Source organism: Amycolatopsis stemonae (genome assembly GCF_054781455.1).
Window position 1 is genome coordinate 172,893 of record NZ_BAAGUJ010000016.1, and the last position, 17,448, is coordinate 190,340.

20 protein-coding genes are annotated in these 17,448 nt (G+C 72.0%); 9 read left to right on the forward strand and 11 right to left on the reverse strand.

Annotated elements, in window-relative coordinates; all coding sequences use genetic code 11:
- Nucleotides 1-2: 2 nt before the first annotated feature.
- A complete protein-coding gene (locus tag ACYVLJ_RS39595; protein ID WP_460442513.1) occupies nucleotides 3-1,061 on the forward strand; it encodes a hypothetical protein in 1,059 nt (352 codons plus the stop codon).
- Here ACYVLJ_RS39595 and ACYVLJ_RS39600 read toward each other — a convergent pair.
- Nucleotides 1,028-2,167 (reverse strand): glycosyltransferase family 4 protein, encoded by a 1,140-nt coding sequence (locus ACYVLJ_RS39600; protein WP_451984569.1) that lies wholly within the window; start codon nucleotides 2,165-2,167, stop codon nucleotides 1,028-1,030. The two genes, ACYVLJ_RS39595 and ACYVLJ_RS39600, sit on opposite strands and share 34 nt — an antisense overlap.
- A 151-nt stretch (nucleotides 2,168-2,318) precedes the next feature.
- On the opposite strand from ACYVLJ_RS39600, the gene ACYVLJ_RS39605 reads away from it, so the two are divergent.
- Nucleotides 2,319-3,014: a class I SAM-dependent methyltransferase gene (locus tag ACYVLJ_RS39605; protein WP_451984293.1), complete on the forward strand. Its 696-nt coding sequence runs from the start codon at nucleotides 2,319-2,321 to the stop codon at nucleotides 3,012-3,014.
- Here ACYVLJ_RS39605 and ACYVLJ_RS39610 read toward each other — a convergent pair.
- Nucleotides 3,011-4,084 (reverse strand): PorA family protein, encoded by a 1,074-nt coding sequence (locus tag ACYVLJ_RS39610; RefSeq protein ID WP_460442514.1) that lies wholly within the window; start codon nucleotides 4,082-4,084, stop codon nucleotides 3,011-3,013. The two genes, ACYVLJ_RS39605 and ACYVLJ_RS39610, sit on opposite strands and share 4 nt — an antisense overlap.
- Nucleotides 4,085-4,338: 254 nt before the next feature.
- Between ACYVLJ_RS39610 and ACYVLJ_RS39615 the strand changes: the two genes are divergently transcribed.
- Nucleotides 4,339-4,848 carry a hypothetical protein gene (locus tag ACYVLJ_RS39615; RefSeq protein ID WP_451984297.1) on the forward strand — a complete coding sequence of 170 codons (510 nt, stop codon included), beginning with the start codon at nucleotides 4,339-4,341 and terminating at the stop codon, nucleotides 4,846-4,848.
- Here the strand turns inward: ACYVLJ_RS39615 and ACYVLJ_RS39620 are convergent.
- The gene (locus tag ACYVLJ_RS39620; protein ID WP_460442515.1) at nucleotides 4,845-5,279 is read right to left on the reverse strand and encodes a MarR family winged helix-turn-helix transcriptional regulator; all 435 of its coding nucleotides are present in this window, start codon (nucleotides 5,277-5,279) and stop codon (nucleotides 4,845-4,847) included. The genes ACYVLJ_RS39615 and ACYVLJ_RS39620 overlap by 4 nt on opposite strands.
- Before the next feature lie 60 nt (nucleotides 5,280-5,339).
- Between ACYVLJ_RS39620 and ACYVLJ_RS39625 the strand changes: the two genes are divergently transcribed.
- Entirely contained in the window at nucleotides 5,340-6,452 is a 1,113-nt protein-coding gene (locus ACYVLJ_RS39625; protein WP_460442516.1) for an FAD-dependent oxidoreductase, read from the forward strand.
- Here the strand turns inward: ACYVLJ_RS39625 and ACYVLJ_RS39630 are convergent.
- From ACYVLJ_RS39630 to ACYVLJ_RS39645, 4 genes are all read right to left on the reverse strand, one after another.
- The gene (locus ACYVLJ_RS39630) at nucleotides 6,449-6,655 is read right to left on the reverse strand and encodes a helix-turn-helix domain-containing protein (protein WP_451984303.1); all 207 of its coding nucleotides are present in this window, start codon (nucleotides 6,653-6,655) and stop codon (nucleotides 6,449-6,451) included. The two genes, ACYVLJ_RS39625 and ACYVLJ_RS39630, sit on opposite strands and share 4 nt — an antisense overlap.
- Nucleotides 6,655-7,134, reverse strand: a complete 480-nt coding sequence (locus tag ACYVLJ_RS39635) for a DUF2975 domain-containing protein (RefSeq protein ID WP_451984305.1) — start codon at nucleotides 7,132-7,134, stop codon at nucleotides 6,655-6,657. The genes ACYVLJ_RS39630 and ACYVLJ_RS39635 overlap by 1 nt, the downstream gene beginning before the upstream one ends.
- Before the next feature lie 104 nt (nucleotides 7,135-7,238).
- Complete coding sequence (locus tag ACYVLJ_RS39640) at nucleotides 7,239-8,420, reverse strand: PucR family transcriptional regulator (protein WP_460442517.1); 1,182 nt, start codon at nucleotides 8,418-8,420, stop codon at nucleotides 7,239-7,241.
- 104 nt (nucleotides 8,421-8,524) lie between these two features.
- Nucleotides 8,525-9,154 carry a class I SAM-dependent methyltransferase gene (locus ACYVLJ_RS39645; RefSeq protein WP_460442518.1) on the reverse strand — a complete coding sequence of 210 codons (630 nt, stop codon included), beginning with the start codon at nucleotides 9,152-9,154 and terminating at the stop codon, nucleotides 8,525-8,527.
- A gap of 142 nt (nucleotides 9,155-9,296) precedes the next feature.
- On the opposite strand from ACYVLJ_RS39645, the gene ACYVLJ_RS39650 reads away from it, so the two are divergent.
- Both ACYVLJ_RS39650 and ACYVLJ_RS39655 read left to right on the forward strand, forming a co-directional pair.
- A complete protein-coding gene (locus tag ACYVLJ_RS39650) occupies nucleotides 9,297-11,225 on the forward strand; it encodes a glycosyl hydrolase family 28-related protein (protein WP_460442519.1) in 1,929 nt (642 codons plus the stop codon).
- Nucleotides 11,226-11,270: 45 nt separating this feature from the next.
- Complete coding sequence (locus ACYVLJ_RS39655) at nucleotides 11,271-11,738, forward strand: nitroreductase family deazaflavin-dependent oxidoreductase (protein WP_460442529.1); 468 nt, start codon at nucleotides 11,271-11,273, stop codon at nucleotides 11,736-11,738.
- Here the strand turns inward: ACYVLJ_RS39655 and ACYVLJ_RS39660 are convergent.
- Entirely contained in the window at nucleotides 11,728-12,261 is a 534-nt protein-coding gene (locus tag ACYVLJ_RS39660) for a GNAT family N-acetyltransferase (RefSeq protein WP_451984315.1), read from the reverse strand. The two genes, ACYVLJ_RS39655 and ACYVLJ_RS39660, sit on opposite strands and share 11 nt — an antisense overlap.
- Nucleotides 12,262-12,343: 82 nt before the next feature.
- Between ACYVLJ_RS39660 and ACYVLJ_RS39665 the strand changes: the two genes are divergently transcribed.
- Nucleotides 12,344-13,693: a pyridoxal phosphate-dependent decarboxylase family protein gene (locus ACYVLJ_RS39665; protein WP_460442530.1), complete on the forward strand. Its 1,350-nt coding sequence runs from the start codon at nucleotides 12,344-12,346 to the stop codon at nucleotides 13,691-13,693.
- On the opposite strand, the gene ACYVLJ_RS39670 is transcribed toward ACYVLJ_RS39665, so the two are convergent.
- On the reverse strand, nucleotides 13,687-14,079 hold the full coding sequence (locus tag ACYVLJ_RS39670) for a hypothetical protein (RefSeq protein WP_451984317.1): 393 nt from the start codon (nucleotides 14,077-14,079) through the stop codon (nucleotides 13,687-13,689). The two genes, ACYVLJ_RS39665 and ACYVLJ_RS39670, sit on opposite strands and share 7 nt — an antisense overlap.
- Nucleotides 14,080-14,225: 146 nt before the next feature.
- Here ACYVLJ_RS39670 and ACYVLJ_RS39675 point away from each other — a divergent pair, with 146 nt between their 5' ends.
- On the forward strand, nucleotides 14,226-15,434 hold the full coding sequence (locus ACYVLJ_RS39675; protein ID WP_460442520.1) for a glycoside hydrolase family 18 protein: 1,209 nt from the start codon (nucleotides 14,226-14,228) through the stop codon (nucleotides 15,432-15,434).
- A 61-nt stretch (nucleotides 15,435-15,495) separates the two neighbouring features.
- On the opposite strand, the gene ACYVLJ_RS39680 is transcribed toward ACYVLJ_RS39675, so the two are convergent.
- A complete protein-coding gene (locus ACYVLJ_RS39680) occupies nucleotides 15,496-16,659 on the reverse strand; it encodes an MFS transporter (RefSeq protein ID WP_460442521.1) in 1,164 nt (387 codons plus the stop codon).
- Nucleotides 16,660-16,713: 54 nt separating this feature from the next.
- Between ACYVLJ_RS39680 and ACYVLJ_RS39685 the strand changes: the two genes are divergently transcribed.
- A complete protein-coding gene (locus ACYVLJ_RS39685; RefSeq protein ID WP_460442522.1) occupies nucleotides 16,714-17,073 on the forward strand; it encodes a MerR family transcriptional regulator in 360 nt (119 codons plus the stop codon).
- A 24-nt stretch (nucleotides 17,074-17,097) separates the two neighbouring features.
- On the opposite strand, the gene ACYVLJ_RS39690 is transcribed toward ACYVLJ_RS39685, so the two are convergent.
- Nucleotides 17,098-17,295, reverse strand: coding sequence for a hypothetical protein (locus ACYVLJ_RS39690; RefSeq protein ID WP_460442523.1), 198 nt, complete (start codon nucleotides 17,293-17,295; stop codon nucleotides 17,098-17,100).
- Between the last annotated feature and the right edge of the window lie 153 nt (nucleotides 17,296-17,448).

Genomic DNA, 17,448 nt, shown 5'->3' on the forward strand with positions numbered 1-17,448 from the left:
AGGTGACCCGGCTCGCCTCCGACCACGCCCACCGCGTCGTCGGGCTCTACGGCGACCCCACCGTTTCCTGGAGCATCCTCCTCGAAGCGGAACTCGGCGTGGCCGCACCGGAACCGGAAAAGCTCCGGGCCCGGCTGGCGGCCGCCGTCCAGCAGTACCCGCACCTCGGTGCGGTGCCCGAGATCGAGCGGGCGACGGACCTGGCCGCGGTCCGCGACCGGTTCGCCTCGGCACCTTACGAGCGCTCCGCACCGCTTCTGCGGGTCGCGGCCGGCGAATCGACCCTGCTCGTCGCGGCGCACCACGGCGCTCTTGACGGCCTCGGCCTGCTCTCGCTGCTCGGCATCCTCCTCGACGTCCCGGTTTCCTCGGCGGCGACGGGGATCGGCGAACGTGCCGGCGGCAAACCCTTTGCCCTTTCGGCGCTCCAGCGGCTCGCTGAGGCGCTTTTCGCGCCACCGGGCCGGATCACGCCGGACCGGCGTGGTGAAGCCGCGGGAGACGTCTTCGCGGCCCGGCACGAGGCACGGCTCCGGCTGGGGGCCGCGGGGTTCGTCGCGGCGGCCGCCCGCGCCACCAAACGCTGGAACCACGCGCACGGCACCCGCACGGCCCGCGTGGTGGCCGCGCTGGGCGCTTCGTGGCGCTCGGGGGCCGCGCCGGAACCGGTGCACGACAGCGCGTTCTTCCGGCTGCGGCTGCGTCCCGGCGCGGACGTCGCCGCGGTCCTCGCCGCGCAGGAGCCGGAACCCGACTTCCCCGCGCGCAGCAGCAGGCTCGCCCGGCTGGGCACGCGGCTCCTGGCGAGCCGCCTCGGTTCGACGTTCCTGGTGTCGAACCTCGGGCTGGTGTCCACCGGGGACACCGTGCGCTCCTTGGCGTTCTACCCGGCCGCCAGCGGACGCTCAGGCGTGGCGTTCGGCGCGGCGACCACCGGCGACACCACGACGGTGACCGTCCGGGCGCGCCGCCGGGACTTCGACGCGGCGGCCGCCGGGCGGCTGCTGGACGAGTTCCGCGACGCGGTTCACGACGCCAGCGCCTCGCCGCGCGTCACTTGAGTCAGCACCCGCGGTCGCGGCGCCGGTTTCCCGGCGACGTCCCGCACCAGCGCTTCGAACCGGCCGGCGCTCGTGTCCCAGCTGTACGTCCCGGCCCGCTCGGCGCCGGCCAGGCCCATCTCCGTGCGCCGCAGGCCGTCGGCGAGCAGGCCGTCGACCTGGGCGGTGAAGTGCTCGAAGTCGTCGGCGAGCAGGCCGGTGCGGCCCTCCACAATGGATTCGGCGACGCCGCCCGCGGCGCGGTAGGCGACCGACGGCACGCCGTGCGCGGCGGCCTCCATGATGACGATGCCCCAGCCCTCCTTGACCGACGGGCACAGGTGCAGCCACGAGCGCGCCAGGATCTCGTGCTTGGCCTGCTCGTCGACCCAGCCGTGCAGGACCACGCGGTCGGCGACCCCGCGCGAGGCCGCGTGCGCGCGCAGGACCTCGTCCCACGGCCCCTGCCCGACGACCTCGAGCTTCAGCGCTGGCCAGCGGGGCGCCAACCGCGCGACGACGTCGATGGCGTGCTCGATCCGCTTGTGCGGCACCAGCCTGCTCACCGCGACCAGAGTCGGCGTGGTGTCCCGTCCGGACGCGCACGGCGGCGGCGCGTCGAGGCCGTTCGGGACCACCGCGACGCGCTCGCGCCCGATGCCCAGCCCGGCCAGCTCCGCCTTGGTGACCTCGGAGACCGTGACGTACCGGCACTTGCGGAACAGCCACGGCGCCAGCCGCGACTCGATCCACCAGCCGACCCGGCCGAGCCCTTCGCCGAGCGCGCTGATCCACTGTTCCTTGTGGACGTGGTGCACGAGCACCAGCACCGGACCGCCGGCGACTGCCCTGGCGAAGAACGGCATCCCGTTCTGCACGTCGACCACCAGGTCGGCGCGGGCGCGGCGGATCGCGCGCAGGGCGTGGACGTACACGCCGAACTTGTTGCCACGGCGCCGGTAGCGCACGCCGTCCCGCCATTCGCCCGCGGTCGCGCCCGGGTAGGCGGCGCACTGGATCTCGACCCGGTACCCGGCTCTCGCGAGCCCTTCGGCCATCCGCTCGACGTACCGCTCCGACCCGCCGCCTTCGGGGTGGCCGGTGTCGCGCCAGTTGACGAGGAGCACACGAGGACGTTCCATCGGGATATCCCAACTGTAGCGACGATGCTAGGTTACCGGTGCGTACACAGTAGAGGAACGTATTCGGGAAAGCGACGGTTCAATGGTAGGTAATCCGGTTATCGACCGACCTCATCGGGCCACGCTGGGCCGTTCCGTGACGCTGTTCCGGACATTCCTCACCGAGCAGACGGACCCGGACGGCTTCTATTCAACGCTCGCCGCGGATTCGGTGCGGCAATTGGCGGCGCACGCTCCGCTGTCCGGGCGCACGGTGCTCGACGTCGGCGGCGGGCCGGGGTACTTCTCCGACGCCTTCCGCGCGGCCGGCGCGGTCTACCTCGGCCTCGACCCGGACGTCGGCGAGCTGTCCGCGCGCGGCGAGCCGGGGGAGAACATGATCCGCGCCAGCGGCACGGAACTGCCCGTGCGCAGCGGTTCCGTCGACGTCTGCTACTCGTCGAACGTGCTCGAACACGTCTCCGAGCCGTGGGTGATGCTCGACGAGATGTGCCGGGTGACCAAGCCGGGCGGCACGGTCTTCGCGTCGTTCACGCCGTGGTTCTCCCCGTGGGGCGGCCACGAGACGGCGCCGTGGCATTTCCTCGGCGGCCACTACGCGGCGCGGCGGTATTCCCGGAAGCTCGGCAAGCCGCCGAAGAACAAATTCGGGGAAAGCCTGTTCCCGGTTTCGGTCGGAGCCGCCCTTCGCTGGGCGAAGACGACGCCGCTCGCCGATCTGGTGGCCGGGTACCCGCGTTACCACCCGAGCTGGGCGATGTGGATCGTGCGGATTCCCGGCCTCCGGGAAATAGCCTCGTGGAATCTGGTTCTCGTGCTGCGCAGGCGCTAGCGCCCGGCGCCGACCGGCATCCGCTGCCGGTGCTGCGGCGGGGCCGGCGGCTCGGGCTGGCGGCGGCGCAGGAGCAGGACGATCGCGACGACGATCAGCAGGCCGCCGCCGATGCCGAGCCACAGCGGCCCGGTGCTCGACAGGAACTCCAGCTTGCCCTTGTTCGCGTTCACCTGGTCCACCATCTGCGAGATGGTCTTGCCGTTGTAGGCGAGCGTGCCGTCGAACACGACCGTCGAGCTGCCGCTGGTGCCGACGCGCAGCTCCTGGTGCTGCTGTTGCTGCTGCTTGACCTCGATCCCGGTGACCGGTTCCACCCACATGGTGGTGACCCCCCGGTAGTAGAGGTCGGCGTCCACGGTGGACTGGTCGGAGCCGACCAGCGAACCGGGGACCTTCTTCGAGTCGAGCTTGGTGTCGGGGATGTCCTGGACGAACTTGTAGGTCTCGATCCCGTTCACCGTCTCGGTGCCGGTGTAGCGGGCGGTGACCGCCGCGCCGGTGTTGTCGTCGTAGACCTTGTAGTCCTTCTGCTCGGTGCCGAAGGGGAACTTGAAGTTCAGGCCGGGTTGCGACTTCTCGATGTTCGTCTCGGGCGGCTTCTGCCCGTCCTTGTCGGCCTTGTCCTTGAGCTCGGTGACGTAGCTGCTCTTGGCGTCGCACTGCGGGTCGGTCGCGCCGCGCGGGTCGTAGCCCTCGCCGGTGCGCCGGTCGAAGCAGACCTGCCGCTTGCTCGCGCTGAGCACGGTGCCGTCGGCGTCGTCGGTGACCTGCACCGCGAGCAGCCAGACCGCGTAGTCGGTGTCCTGGTGCATCTCCGGCGCGGCGAAGTTCGCCTGCACCCGCGCCGTCGCGGTGAGCTTGGCGTTCTCCCGGATGGCCGACACCGGGCCGGATCCGTTGTCGGTCACCGCGAGGACCTTGCTCGCGGTGCCTTCGAGCACCGACGTCGAGTCCTGGTCCAGCGGCACTTTCGCGAGCTTCGGATAGACGTAGGCAGGGAGGAGCACCGCTCCGGCGACCGCGAAAACGCCCAGTGCCAGCAAGATCAGGCCGAAAGCACGTCGCAACGGTCCTCCTGGGTCGTCTTCGTCGACACGCAAATTACCCGGCGGTAATCAGTGGGACGGATAGTGGCCCGCGCCACGCCGCGCGTCAAAGTGTGACCAGCGGTCACACCCGCCCCGTGCGACCGGAAGGTCGCATGTGCGCGGCCGTTCGGACCAAGCGACCAAACATGTTTGTTCCCGGGCACAACGGGCATGGGCCCACCATCGGACGATCCTCACTCCGCCGCGCCGTACCGCAAAGGAGAATTCCCCTTTTGCTCCAGGACCCATCGCTGGTCGCCATCGCGGCCACCGCGAGCTGGCGGGCCCGGATCGTGGCGGCGGCCGCGAGCGCGGGGATCACGCTCACCGACCCGCTGGCGGGCGTGCCCGGCATCCGGCTGCTCGCCTGCACCCCGGGCGACCTCGGCCGGATCGTCCCCCGGCTCGGCGGCGAGCCGTCGCGCGCGGCCATCGGCGCCCATTCGGACTCGATCGCGGACCGCGAACTGCGCGACGCCGTCGCCGACGTCGCGGCGCTGCTTTCGTTGCACGGCAACGTGGTGCTCGACCTCGACGCCGGCGGCCGCCGGCGCCCCACGACCCGGCCGGACGTCGTCGTCTCGGCCGGTGTGGACCGTCCCCAGTGGACGGAGCCGGCGGTGACGCTCCCGGTGGGCACGGACCGGCGCGGGGGTCCGCTCACGGTGGCGCTCACCGCCGGTCCCGGCTTCGAAGGCACGCTGCTGGAACTGGCGAGACTGGTGGAGGCGGACGCGGCCTAGCGGGTCTCCTGGGAGACGAAGCGGGTGAGCAGCTCGTGCAGCCGGTGCTGCTCGGCGCCGTCGAACACCTCCAGCAGGCCGGCCATCGCCTTGCCGAACAGCTCGTCGGCTTCGCTCAAGCGACGCTCGCCCTCTTCGGTGATCACGATCTCGTAGGCCCGGCGGTCGCTCTCGGAACGCCGGCGCCGCACCAGGTTCCGGTGCTCGAGGTCGTCCACGATCCGGACCAGGGTGGACTTGTCGACGCCGAGTGCGGCACCGAGTTCGCGCTGGCTGCGGACCCCGCCGCCGCGGACCGTCGCGAGCACGCCGGCGTGCTGCAGCTCGATGCCGGTCGGGCGGGCCGCCTCGTTGGCCTTCGCGCGGGCCAGCCGGTGGGCGCGGTAGAGCAGCATCCCCAGGGCGGTCGGATCGACCGGTTGAGCCTTCATGGCGGGAATGCTAGCATCCGAGACAGTATCATGTGAGACGATCTCACTGCGGGGGTAGTTGTGCGAGTACTCGTCAGTGGCGCGGGCCTGGCCGGCCCGTGCCTGGCCCACGGGCTGCGCCGGCACGGCATCGACGTCCTGCTCTTCGAGCGGGACGCGGCGATCGACGCCCGCGCGCAGGGCTACCGGATCCACATCAACGGCGACGGCGACGCGGCCCTGCGCGAGTGGTTGCCCGCCGAGGCCTACGAACAGGCCGCCGCCACGTCGTGCCGGCACGGTCGCGGAGTCAGCGTCGCCGGGCCCGGCCTGGGGACGTTCACCGAGATCCCGCTGCCGCCGGGCGTCGCCGGGCTCACCGTCGACCGGCTCACGCTGCGCCGGATCATGCTGCGCGACCTGGCCGGCTGCACCCGCTTCGGCGCCGGCTTCGCGAGCTACGAACTGCGGGACGACGGCACCGTCCGGGTCCGGTTCGCCGACGGCTCGACCGAAGACGGCGACCTGCTCGTCGCGGCCGACGGCGTCGGCTCGGGCATCCGGCGCCAGTTGCTGCCGGACTTCCCGATCACCGTCGACGACGCCCGGCTGATCTACGGCCGCACTCCGCTGACCGACGAGGCGCGGGAGCTGACCCCGGAGGCGGCGCTCGAAGGCTTCCTCGGCGTCGGCGGTCCGGACGGCAGAAGGCTCGCGCTGGCCGCACAGCGCTTCCGGCGCGACCCGGCCGAGTTCGGGTTCCCACCGGGCGAGGACTACGTCATGTGGGGCGCGACCGCGCCGTCGGAACGGTACGGAGACGACTTCTTCCGGCTCGGACCGGCGGACCTGATCGAACTGGCGGCGGAGACGTACGCCGACTGGCACCCGTCGGTGAGCGCGCTGATGCGCCTCGGCGACCCCGCCTACGCCGTGCCCGCGAGCATCTACACGTCCGAGCGGCCCGAACCGTGGTCACCGGTCCCGGTGACGCTCGTCGGCGACGCGGCGCACCCGATGCCGCCGGCGGGGGTCAGCGCGGGCGTGGCGTTGTTCGACGCGGGCCTGCTCGCCGGCCGGCTGACCTCGGGCGCGCCGCTGCTCGAGGCGGTCGAGGCGTACGAGAAGGAGATGCTCGACAACGGGTTCGCCGCGGCCGCCGTCGCGGCCCGGAACCACCGGGGCGAGCATTAGTCGTCGACCCACTCCAGGAGGTCGCCGGGCTGGCAGCCGAGCACGCGGCACATCGCTTCGAGGGTGCTGAAGCGCACCGCCTTGGCGCGGCCGTTCTTCAGCACCGCGACGTTGGCCGGCGTCAGCCCGACCTTCTCGGCGAACTCCCCGACGCTCATCTTGCGCTTGGCCAGTTCGACGTCGATGCGCACGACGATCGACATCAGATGACCGCCTCCATGTCGGACCGCAGCGCGGTCGCCTGGCGCAGCAGCGCGCGCATGACGACCATGAGCAGCCAGATCACCGTGATCCCGACGGTCACCAGGAACAGCACCATCGGCATCCCCGGGTCGTCCGCGTTGACGCCGACGAACACCAGCATGCCGGCGAAGACCAGCCACGCGGCACCGACGGCCCAGACGATCAGGTCGACCCACTTCAGGGAGGCGCCGGTGAAGATCCGGTCCTTCTTGACCAGCGTCAGCAGCTTCCAGGTCGCGACGAGCACCACCTGGACGCACAGCACGAGGAACACCGCGATGATCGTCAGCGGCCAGCGCAGGTTCGCGTCGTGCGGGTTCTGGCTCGTCGTGTACGCGATCCCGCCCGGCAGTGAGAGCGTCTGGAACACCAGGAGGACGGCGAACAGCACGACGAGGAACACCCGGAGTGCGGCGACGGCGCGTCTTTCGGACAACATGCGCTGACTATCGCTGGAAATCTATCGAAAGTCAATCGATCGCGGCATGTGGGCGCACATCCGAGACCTGTCCGAGGTGGGGCAGCGCCGGACGCACGCGGGGGTCACCCGCCGGGTTCGGGATCCAGGCGCACCGATTCGAGGGCGACGTACAGCTCGCCGATGTCGACGGGGTCGGTCAGGTCGCGCTTGGTCAGGTCCTGCACGCGGCGCAGCCGGTAGCGGACGGTGTTGGGGTGCACGAACAACCGGTCCGCGGCCTCCTTCGCCGAGCCGTGGCCGGCGAACCAGGCGAGCAGCGTGTCGAGCAGGACCTTCCGCTCCGCGCCGGGCAGGGCGAGCACGCCGGTCAGCGCGGACCGCACGACGTCGCGGGCCATCCCCGGCGCGGCGGCGACCAGTGTCGTCACCGGTGAGTCGCCGAACACGACGACGCCCGCGGTCACCGACGGCAGCGAGCGGCGGGCGATCCGGGCGCGGTGCAGCGCGTCCGGGACGTCGGGGAAGCCCGAGAACGGCTTGCTCATCCCGGCCGCGACCGGCAGGGAACCCAGCACCTCGCGCAGCCGCCGGACGTCCTCGACGCGGTCGATCGCGACCAGGCCCGCCTCGCCGCCCGGCCGCCACGCCGAGCGCCAGCGGCGAGCGCGCAGCAGCGCTTCGACCGAGTCGTGCTCGTCCGGCTCGACGCGCTCGGTGACCACGGCGACGAACATTCCGGCGGTCGGCAGGCCCAGCTCCCGGGCGGCGGCCTCCATGTCGGCCTGCGTCGCCAGCCGGCCGCGGAGCAGGTCGTCCAACAGTCGCACGTTGGCATGCGAGGGCTCGGCCGCGACCTCTTCGTACGCCGTGGTCAGGGCGTCGGAGTAGAGGTCGATCGCCTTCCAGACGTAGGAGTTGATCTCGATCGTCCGGGTGGGGTTCAGGAAGTCCGGGCCGGCGAGCTCGAGGAGGGCCTCGTAGACGAAGGTGCCGCCGATCCGGAACGCGCGCAGCACCGCGGGCAGCGGGATGCCCTGCCGCGCCTGCACGAGCCCGGTCTTGCGGGCGGCGTCGAGCGCGAGGCCCCGGCCTTCGGCCAGCGCGGTCAGGGCGCGTTCGAGGTTGGCGTGGCAGACCTGGCGCAGCTCGTCGGGCGCGACGTCGTCGACTTGCCGGTAGAACTCGTCTTCGGTGCTGAGCAGGTGGGCCAGGCGGTCGGCGAACTCCGGCAGTCTGGCCAGCATCTCGCGCACGAGCTCACGGTGCTCGCGAGGTACCGGCCTGGCCAGAGCTTCGATGCCCATTCCTCACTTTAGCTCGGCTCCCCGGCGCGGAACACGCATGAACTTGAGCAAAATTCATGTCCACCGGGTGATCGTCGCCGTGAGGGGTTGACGCCACGATCGACTCACGAAGGCCTGCGCGCGGTGAGGTAGACGTGCGGCTCCGGCCCGGCCCCGGAGTGGTCGGGCACGAACACCGCCTGCTCCTCGCGGACGATCTCCAAGCCGGCCGCGCGCAGTTTCCCGCTCAGCACCTCGGCGGTGAAGCTGCTGGCGCGGACCGTGTGTCCCATGAAGACGATGTCGACACCGTCCACATCGGCGGGCACGGTCGCGAAGACGAGCAGGCCGCCCGGCTTCAGCCAGCCCGCCAGGCGGCCGATCATCGTCTCCTGGTCGGGCCGGGGCAGTTGCAGCATCGAGAAGAAGGCCGTGATCGCGTCCCACGTGCCGGTTTCGAACGACAGCTCGCGCATGTCGCCGACCTCGAACCGGGCGGCGGGCACCTGGGTCCGCGCGATCTCGACCATCTTCGGCGCGACGTCGTAGCCGGTCACCGCGCAACCGGCTTCGGCCAGCAGCTCCGCCGTGGGACGTCCGGTGCCCGAGCCGAGGTCGAGCACCTTCGCCGCCGGCGCGAGCCGCTCGGCCAGCGCGGTGATCGTGGCCCGCTGCTCGGCCAGGTTCCGGAAGGCGTGCTCGTAGTCCTTGCCGAGGGCGTCGAAGACGTCGGCGGCGGAGGCGGGACCGGTCATGATCTCACTTTGCCAGACGTCGGGTTGCGCAACTTCCGAACTGATCCATGCAATTTTGGAGTAAGTTCGAGCAAAACCTTGTGGTACGGCCAGTCCGCGACCTACTCTTCCGCGGCACTCCACTCGAGAATCGAGGTCCGCGATGGCCCGCCGCACCCTCGTCACCGTGCTCGTCGCGGTCGCCGCCCTGTTCCCGGTGGCCGCGCCCGCGTCGGCCGCCGGCCGGCCTGTCGTGACGCGGGCCGCGCTCGACCCGGCGCTCGTCGCCGGGCGCGGCGCGAACGTCGGCTTCCTCGAACAAGAAGCGGAGAACGCCCGCACGGACGGCACCGTGATCGGCCCGGACCGCACGGCCTACACGCTGCCCGCCGAGGCGTCCGGGCGCAAAGCCGTCCGGCTGACGTCCGGCCAGTACGTCGAGTTCACGCTGCCGGCCGCGGCCAACGCGATCACCGTCCGGTACAGCATCCCGGACGCGCCGGGCGGCGGCGGGATCACCGCGCCGCTCGACGTGACCGTGAACGGCGCGCACCGGCAGCGGATGACCCTGACGTCGCAGTACTCCTGGCTGTACAACCAGTACCCGTTCACCAACGACCCCCAGGCCGATCTGCTGCACCCGGACTGGTGGATCACCGAGTGCTCGTGCGTGCCCGCGGCGACCACGCCGGCGCCGGTGATCGCGAAACCGTTCCGCCCCAGCCACTTCTACGACGAGCAGCGGCTCCTGCTCGGCGCGTCCTACCCGGCGGGCGCCAAGATCCGGCTCACCGCCTCGGCGGGCGCGGCCTGGACGGTCGTCGACCTGCTCGACTCCGAACTCGTCGCGCCGCCGCGCGTGGTTCCCTTCGCGGCCAACGCGCTCCTCTTCGGCGCCGACCCGGCCGGCCGCCGCGACTCGGCCGACGCCCTCGACCGCGCCATCGCCTTCGCCCGGCGAGCGCACTTGAAGGTCTTCCTGCCGCCCGGGACCTACCGGGTCGACCGGCACGTCATCGTCGACGACGTCACGATCGACGGCGCCGGCAGCTGGTACACGATCGTCAAGGGCCACGGCGTCGGCATCTACGGCAAGGAAGCCGCCGACGGGGGCAGCCACGACGTCCACCTGTCCGGCTTCGCGGTCGAAGGCGACGTCCGGGAGCGCGTCGACACCGACCAGGTCAACGCGATCGGCGGCGCGCTCAGCGACTCCACTGTGGACTCGCTGTACCTGCACCACACCAAGGTCGGCCTGTGGTTCGACGGGCCGATGTCCCGCACGCGGATCACGGGCAACGTCATCGCCGACCAGATCGCCGACGGCCTGAACTTCCACACGGGAGTGACGGACTCGGTGGTGTCGGACAACTTCGTGCGCAACACCGGCGACGACGGCTTGGCCATGTGGTCGGAGAAGACGCAGGACGCGCGGAACACGTTCGACCACAACACGATCCAGACGCCGGTGCTGGCCAACGGGATCGCGCTCTACGGCGGCGTCGGCAACGTCGTCTCGGCGAACCTCGTCGCCGACCCGATCCGCGAGGGCAGCGCGATCCAGGTGGGCTCGCGGTTCGGCGCGGAGCCGTTCGGCGGGACGCTGCGGATCACCGGCAACACGACCGTCCGCGCCGGGACCTTCGAGCTGAACTGGAAGATCGGGCTCGGCGCGATCTGGTTCTACGCGCTGGAGAAGGACATCGCCGCGGACATCTCGGTGACCGGCGACCACTTCCTCGACAACACCTACAACGCGATCATGCTCGTCACCGACTTCCCGGTGAAGGACAAGTACTCGATCACCGGGCTGCGGTTCGCGGACCTGCGCGTCGACGGCGCCGGGACGTCCGTGCTGAGCGCCCGCTCGGCGGGGTCGGCGTCGTTCCGGAACGTCGACGCGCGCAACGTCGGCGCGGTCGGCGTCAACAACTGCGGCTCGTTCACCTTCCCGCCGACGGGCTCGGAGTTCTCGCTGACCGACCTCGGCGGCAACGACGGCGGCTGGCTCGCCCCCTGGCTCCTCCCGAACACGATCACCTGCGACGACCGCCCGCCGGTCGTGCCACCCCCGGCCCCATCCCGCTGGTGACGAGCCGCGCCGGTCGTCAGCCGCTAGGGTTCCCGCGTGGCTGGTTTGCGGGGTGTCTTCGCGGGGTTCGGCAAGAGCAGGGCGTTCGCGGTGCTCGGGCGGGCGCTCGTGCCCGCCGACCGGGTGCTGCTGCGGGTAAGCGGCGGCCGGGTCGGCGTCGGCGCGGCCGTCGGGCTGCGGACGCTGCTGCTCACGACCCTCGGCCGCAAAAGCGGTGAGCCCCGGCAGGTGCCGCTGCTGTACGTCGAACGCGGCGGCGGGTACGTCGTGATCGGCTCGAACTGGGGTGGCGAGGCGCACCCGGCGTGGTCGGCGAACCTCCTGGCCCAGCCGAAGGCGACGGCCGCGATCGGCGGCCGGGCCGTCGAAGTCACCGGGCGGCTGCTCACCGGCGACGAACGTCAGGAGATGTGGGACGCCGTCGCGTCCTACTGGCCGGCCTACGACCGCTACGCCGAGCGGGCGGGCGACCGCGAGATCCGCGTCTTCCTGCTGGAGCCGGTCAGCCGATGAGGTCGGTGTGCCGGATCCGGTACACCTGCAGCCGCAGGTTGTAGTACTTCTCCGTCTCGCCGACCCACTGCATGCCCAGGCGCTTGGCGACGGCGATCGCGCGGGTGTTGTTCGGCCTTGCGACGGCGAACAGCTCGTCGGTGTCCTGAGTGAACGCCCACTCGATGAGCGCGGTCGCCGCCTCCGACGCGTACCCCTGGCCCCAAACGCCGGGGGCGAGCTGCCAGCTCAGCTCCAGGTCCTCTTCGAACGGCGGTAGCAGCCGGATGCCGAGGCCGCCGATCACCACGCCGTCTTCCTTGCGCTCGACCGCCCACCGCCCGCGCGGCGGCACCAGGTTCGGCTGCACCTCCTGCCACGCCTGCAGCACCGAGCGCATCGCGGCGAGGTCGCCGACGCGGTCCATGGCCGGGGTCAGCCAGTGCGTCACGTCCTCCGCGCCGTAGATCTCGAACGCGGCTTCGGCGTCGTCCACCGTCCAGTCCCGGATCACGAGCCGGTCGGTGCTCAGCGGGGTCTCCATACCAGGACGCTACGCCGGGCGGCCCGCGATTGTTCCCGCTCCGGCGGATGTCACCCCGGCTTAGAGTCGGCACGTGGACGAACTGCGTGACCTCCTGGCCCGGGCCGCCGAACTGGCCGCCGGCCACCGGGAAAGCCTGCCCGCCCGGCCCGTCGCCGGGGACGTCGACCCGGCCGCCCTGCGCGCGGCGTTCGGGCACCTCCCGAAGGACCCGACGCCGCCGTCCGCGGTGCTGGAAGAGCTCGCCCGCGCGGCCGGGCCCGGTCTGGTCGCCACGGCCGGGCCGCGGTTCTTCGGGTTCGTCGTCGGCGGGGCGCTGCCCGCCGCGAAGGCCGCCGACGTGCTCGCGACCGGCTGGGACCAGAACGCGTTCAACGCCGTCCTGTCGCCGGCCGCGGCCGCCGCCGAAGACGTCGCCGGGACCTGGCTGAAGGAGCTGCTCGGCATCCCGGCCGGCGCGTCCGCCGGCTTCGTCACCGGCGGGCAGGCGGCGAACACCGTCGGGCTGGCCGCCGCCCGGCACCACGTCCTCGCCGAAGCCGGCTGGGACGTCGAGCGCGACGGGCTCGGCGGCGCCCCGCGCGTCCGTGTCGTCGCGAGCGAGGAGCGGCACGCCACGGTCGACCGCGCGTTGCGGCTGCTGGGCTTCGGCACCCGGGCCGTCGAGCCGGTGCGCGCCCGCCCGGACGGCGCGATCGACGTCGGCGACCTCGGCCGCGTGCTCGCCGCGGGGAGCGGGCCGGCGATCGTCTGCCTCCAGGCGGGGAACGTGAACACCGGCGCGTGCGACGACCTCCGCGCCGCTCGCGAGGTCGCCGGCCGCGCCTGGCTCCACGTCGACGGCGCCTTCGGCCTCTGGGCCGCGGCCAGCCCCAGGACCGCCGCGTTGCTGGACGGCGTCGAGCTGGCCGACTCGTGGGCGTGCGACGGCCACAAGTGGCTGAACGTCCCCTACGACTCCGGGTTCGTGTTCTGCGCGCGTCCCGAGGTCCACGCCGAAGCGATCGCCTACCGCGCGGCCTACCTGACCGGCGCCGGCGAGGTGTCCGGAATGGGCGACCTCACGCTCGAGTCGTCACGCCGCGCCCGCGGCTTCGCGGTCTGGGCGGCGCTGCGGGAGCTGGGCCGCGACGGCGTCGCCGAACTCGTCGACCGCTGCTGCCGGCTGGCGCGCCGCTTCGCGCGGACCCTCGCCGAAGGCGGCGCGGAAATCGCCAACGACGTCGTGCTGAACCAGGTGCTCGTGTCCTTCGGGGACGACGACCGGACGGACTCGATCGTCGGGGCGGTCCAGCGCGACGGCACGTGCTGGCTCGGCGGGACCACCTGGCGAGGTCGCCGGTATCTGCGGATTTCGGTGTCGAACTGGACGACCACGGAGGAAGACGTCGACCGCTCGGCTGCGGCGATCCTCCGGCTGGCCGCTCAGTAGCCTTCGCGCACCGAAAGGACGTCCGTCCGCCAGGCGATCCGCTTCTCCTTGCCCGTCGGCCAGCTCGACGAGAGCCGCCGCCGGACGCTGCCGAGCGCGCCCAGCTTCACGAGGTCCACCCGGGATCCCTGCGCCGCCAACGAGGTCACCTCGGCGGCCGTCAGCGGGACGAACTCGAAGTACTGCGCGTCCTCGCCACCGGTTCCGTCGACGAACTCCGTGAAGATGGCGGCGAACGCCTGCCCGCATTCCGGACAGTTCCGCAGCGTGATGCGGAAATGCGACTTTTCGACGAGGCGGTGGGTTTCGCGCAGGCGGGTCGTGCAGAACGCCATCGCGGTCAGGGCGTCCGATCCGGAGCAGCGCCGGCAGCCGAACTCGGTCATCCGCGGATCATCCCACGAGGTGAATCCGCACCCGGCTGCGGGGGTACCGGGAAACCCTTTGACCGCAACGATTCACTCTGGTCCGCAGTGGTCTGGACCTGTTAGCCTCAGCGCGTCCGACCGGCCGCTCGCCGAAGGAGAAGGCTTTGCTCCGCATGAGAAAACGCATCGTCAGCGCTTTTTCGATCGGCGCGCTCGCGCTGGCCGGCGCCGCCGTCGCCGCGCCGGCCGCGGACGCCGGGCAGCACGACCAGGGCAAGGTGATGGCCTACTTCGCCGACTGGGACGTCTACGCCCGCAACTACCACGTCAAGGACATCGAGACGTCCGGTTCGGCCGCGAAGCTGACCCACATCAACTACGCGTTCGGCAACGTGACGGGCGGCGGCTGCGCCGTCGGCGACCCGTGGGCCGACCACGACATGCCCTACGACGCCACCACGAGCGTCAGCGGCCAGGCCGACACCGGCACCCTGCACGGCAGCTTCAACCAACTCCTCGAGCTGAAGAAGCTGCACCCGAAGCTGAAGGTGCTGTGGTCGTTCGGCGGCTGGACCTGGTCGGCCGGCTTCCCCGAGGCGGCCAAGAACCCCGAGGCGTTCGCGCAGTCCTGCTACGACCTGGTCAACGACCCGCGCTGGGCGGGCGTCTTCGACGGCATCGACATCGACTGGGAGTACCCGAACGCCTGCGGCAACACCTGCGACACCAGCGGGCCCAAGGCGTTCACGGGGCTGGTCAAGGCGCTGCGCGCGAAGTTCGGGCACCAGCTCGTCACCGCCGCGATCACCGCCGACGGCGCGAAGAACGGCAAGATCGACGCCACCGACTACGCCGGGGCGAGCCGCTACCTCGACTGGTACAACGTGATGACGTACGACTACTTCGTCGCGGGCGGCCAGCCGACCGGGCCCACCGCGCCGCATTCGCCGCTGCGGTCCTACCCGGGCATCCCGACCGCCGGGTACTACGCCGACGCGGCGATCCAGAAGCTGCGCCACCAGGGCGTGCCGTCGTCGAAGATGCTGCTGGGCCTCGGGTTCTACGGCCGCGGCTGGGACGGCGTGACGCAGAAGCAGCCCGGCGGCACCGCCACCGGGCCGGCGCCGGGTACCTACGAAGCGGGCGTCGAGGACTACAAGGTCCTCAAGACGACCTGCCCCGCCAACGGCAAGGTCGCCGGTACGGCGTACGCGAAGTGCGGTTCGCAGTGGTGGAGCTACGACACCCCCGAGACGGCGTCGGCCAAGGCCGGCTACGCGAAGTCGCAGGGGCTGGGCGGCGTGTTCGCCTGGGAGCTGTCGGGGGACACCACGAACGCGGAGCTGCTGCGCGCCATCGCCGGCCGCTGCTGACTCTGCTCTTCCCCAGAAGCTGGAGGGCCCGGGCGCGAACCCGTCCGGGCCCTTCGTCCACTCAGGATGCCCGGGGGAACCCGTGCCGCCGCGCGCCGAGCACCACGGCGAGCACCGGCAGCAGGAGCGCCAGGAGCGTCCAGGGGAAGGACTCCGGGCCGGCGGCGTCGAGCAGGACGCCGCCGGCCACCCCGCCCGCGGCCATCGCCGCGTTCCAGAGCGTCACGAGCATGGCCTGCGCGTTGTCCGCCGCCTCTCCGCCCGCGTTGCCGGCCGCGGTCTGCAGCAGCGTCGGGACGCCGCCCCAGCCGAGTCCCCACAGCGCCACGGCGGTGTAGACCAGGACAGGGCTGGTCGCCGCGGTGGCCAAGAGCGTCGCGGCGACGGCGACCAGGACCGTGCTGAGGACGGTCAGCGTGCGCAGCGCCCGGTCGATGCGGGCGCCGACGGCCCAGATCCCGGCCATCGACGCGACGCCGAACACCAGCAGCACGACGTCCACCGCGTCGCCCATCCCGGCGTGCGCCAGGAACGCGGCGACGTAGGTGTAGAGGACCGTGTGCGCCAGGACGAACACGAGCGTCACGGCCAGGACGGGCAGCACACCCGGCACGGCGAGCGTCTTGAGGACCGGCGTGCGGCCGCCCGGCCGCCCCGGGTGGTCGGGGACCTTCGCGGCGATCCAGGCCAGCAGCACGACGGCGATCGCGGACATGACGCCGAACGTCGAACGCCAGCCGAGCAGGCCGCCGAGGAACGTCCCGGCCGGGATGCCGAGCGACAGCGCGAGCGGGATGCCCGCCATCACGACCGCGGTGGCCCGGCCCTGGCTTCCCGGCGGCGCGAGGCGCCGCGCGTACCCGGCCAGCAGCGCCCAGACGACGCCCGCGGCCACGCCGGCGACGAACCGGGCCACCATGGTGAGCGCGTAGTCCGCGGACAGCGCCGTCACGGTGTTGGCGACGGCGAACCCGGCCACCCCGGTGAGCAGCAAGCGCTTGCGGCGCCAGGCCGCGGTCGCCGTCGAGAGGGGGATCGCGGTGAGGGCCGTGCCGAGCGCGTAGACCGTCACGGCCTGGCCCGCGGCGGGTTCGCCGACGCCGAGGCCGGCGCTCATGCCGGGCAGCACGCCGGCGGGCAGCGCCTCGGTGAGCACGGTGACGAACGCGGCGGTGGTGAGCGCGAGCAGGGCGGGGGTCGCCGTCCGGGTGCTGGAGATCGTCATGGCGCTATGCTGAAACCCTCACATACGTGTGAAGGTCTACGTGAGGTGGCGCACATGCGCATCGGGGAGCTCGCGGAGCGCACCGGCACGTCCCGCCGGCTGCTGCGCTACTACGAGGAGCAGGGGCTGATCATCGCCGCGCGCGGGGCGAACGGCTACCGCGCGTACGACGAGCCGGCGGTCGACCGCGTCCTCCAGGTCCGCGGGCTGCTCGACGCCGGGCTGCCCACGCGGATCATCAAACAGATCCTGCCGTGCCTCGACAAGCCCCGCACGATCCACTTCCCGGACGCGACCCCGGAGATGATCGCGACCCTGGAGGACCAGCGCGACCGCATGACCCGCCGGGCGGAATGCCTGCTGCGCAACCGCGACGCGATTTCCGAGTACCTCGACGCGGTGCGCCGCGGCTAGTCGTGGCGTCCGGGAGGCGGACGTTCAGGCGGGCCGGGCGCGGTCGAGCGCGTGGGGGTCAGGGCGGGACAACCTCACCGCGGTGCGCCGCGGCTGGTCGTCGCCGTCGTCGTCGCGCCGGACCCAGTGGAGCGTGTCGGCCTCGGGCCACCACCCGGCCGGTTCGGGGCGAGGACGGGCGCCCTCCTCGCCCCACCAGCGCGGGGGCCCCTCGTCTCCCATGCGTTGCTCCTATGTCAAGCCGCTGTGGGGAGCGTGGTTGGTTGCTGGGTGGTGTCGTGGTGGAGGGTGTTGTAGACGGTGCGGGCGAGGCGTCGTTTGAGGGCGCGGAGTGCTTCCATGGTGGTGTCTCCGGTGGTTCGGCGTCGGTGGATG

Excerpts from the sequence above, each read along its gene's own strand:
- ACYVLJ_RS39620 (WP_460442515.1), bottom strand. The coding sequence starts at position 5,279 with ATGAAGGCTCAACCGGTCGATCCGACCGCCCTGGGGATGCTGCTCTAC.
- ACYVLJ_RS39630 (WP_451984303.1), bottom strand. The coding sequence starts at position 6,655 with ATGTCGATCGTCGTGCGCATCGACGTCGAACTGGCCAAGCGCAAGATG.
- ACYVLJ_RS39635 (WP_451984305.1), bottom strand. The coding sequence starts at position 7,134 with ATGTTGTCCGAAAGACGCGCCGTCGCCGCACTCCGGGTGTTCCTCGTC.
- ACYVLJ_RS39640 (WP_460442517.1), bottom strand. The coding sequence starts at position 8,420 with ATGGGCATCGAAGCTCTGGCCAGGCCGGTACCTCGCGAGCACCGTGAG.
- ACYVLJ_RS39645 (WP_460442518.1), bottom strand. The coding sequence starts at position 9,154 with ATGACCGGTCCCGCCTCCGCCGCCGACGTCTTCGACGCCCTCGGCAAG.
- ACYVLJ_RS39650 (WP_460442519.1), top strand. The coding sequence starts at position 9,297 with ATGGCCCGCCGCACCCTCGTCACCGTGCTCGTCGCGGTCGCCGCCCTG.
- ACYVLJ_RS39660 (WP_451984315.1), bottom strand. The coding sequence starts at position 12,261 with ATGGAGACCCCGCTGAGCACCGACCGGCTCGTGATCCGGGACTGGACG.
- ACYVLJ_RS39670 (WP_451984317.1), bottom strand. The coding sequence starts at position 14,079 with ATGACCGAGTTCGGCTGCCGGCGCTGCTCCGGATCGGACGCCCTGACC.
- ACYVLJ_RS39680 (WP_460442521.1), bottom strand. The coding sequence starts at position 16,659 with ATGACGATCTCCAGCACCCGGACGGCGACCCCCGCCCTGCTCGCGCTC.
- ACYVLJ_RS39685 (WP_460442522.1), top strand. The coding sequence starts at position 16,714 with ATGCGCATCGGGGAGCTCGCGGAGCGCACCGGCACGTCCCGCCGGCTG.
- ACYVLJ_RS39690 (WP_460442523.1), bottom strand. The coding sequence starts at position 17,295 with ATGGGAGACGAGGGGCCCCCGCGCTGGTGGGGCGAGGAGGGCGCCCGT.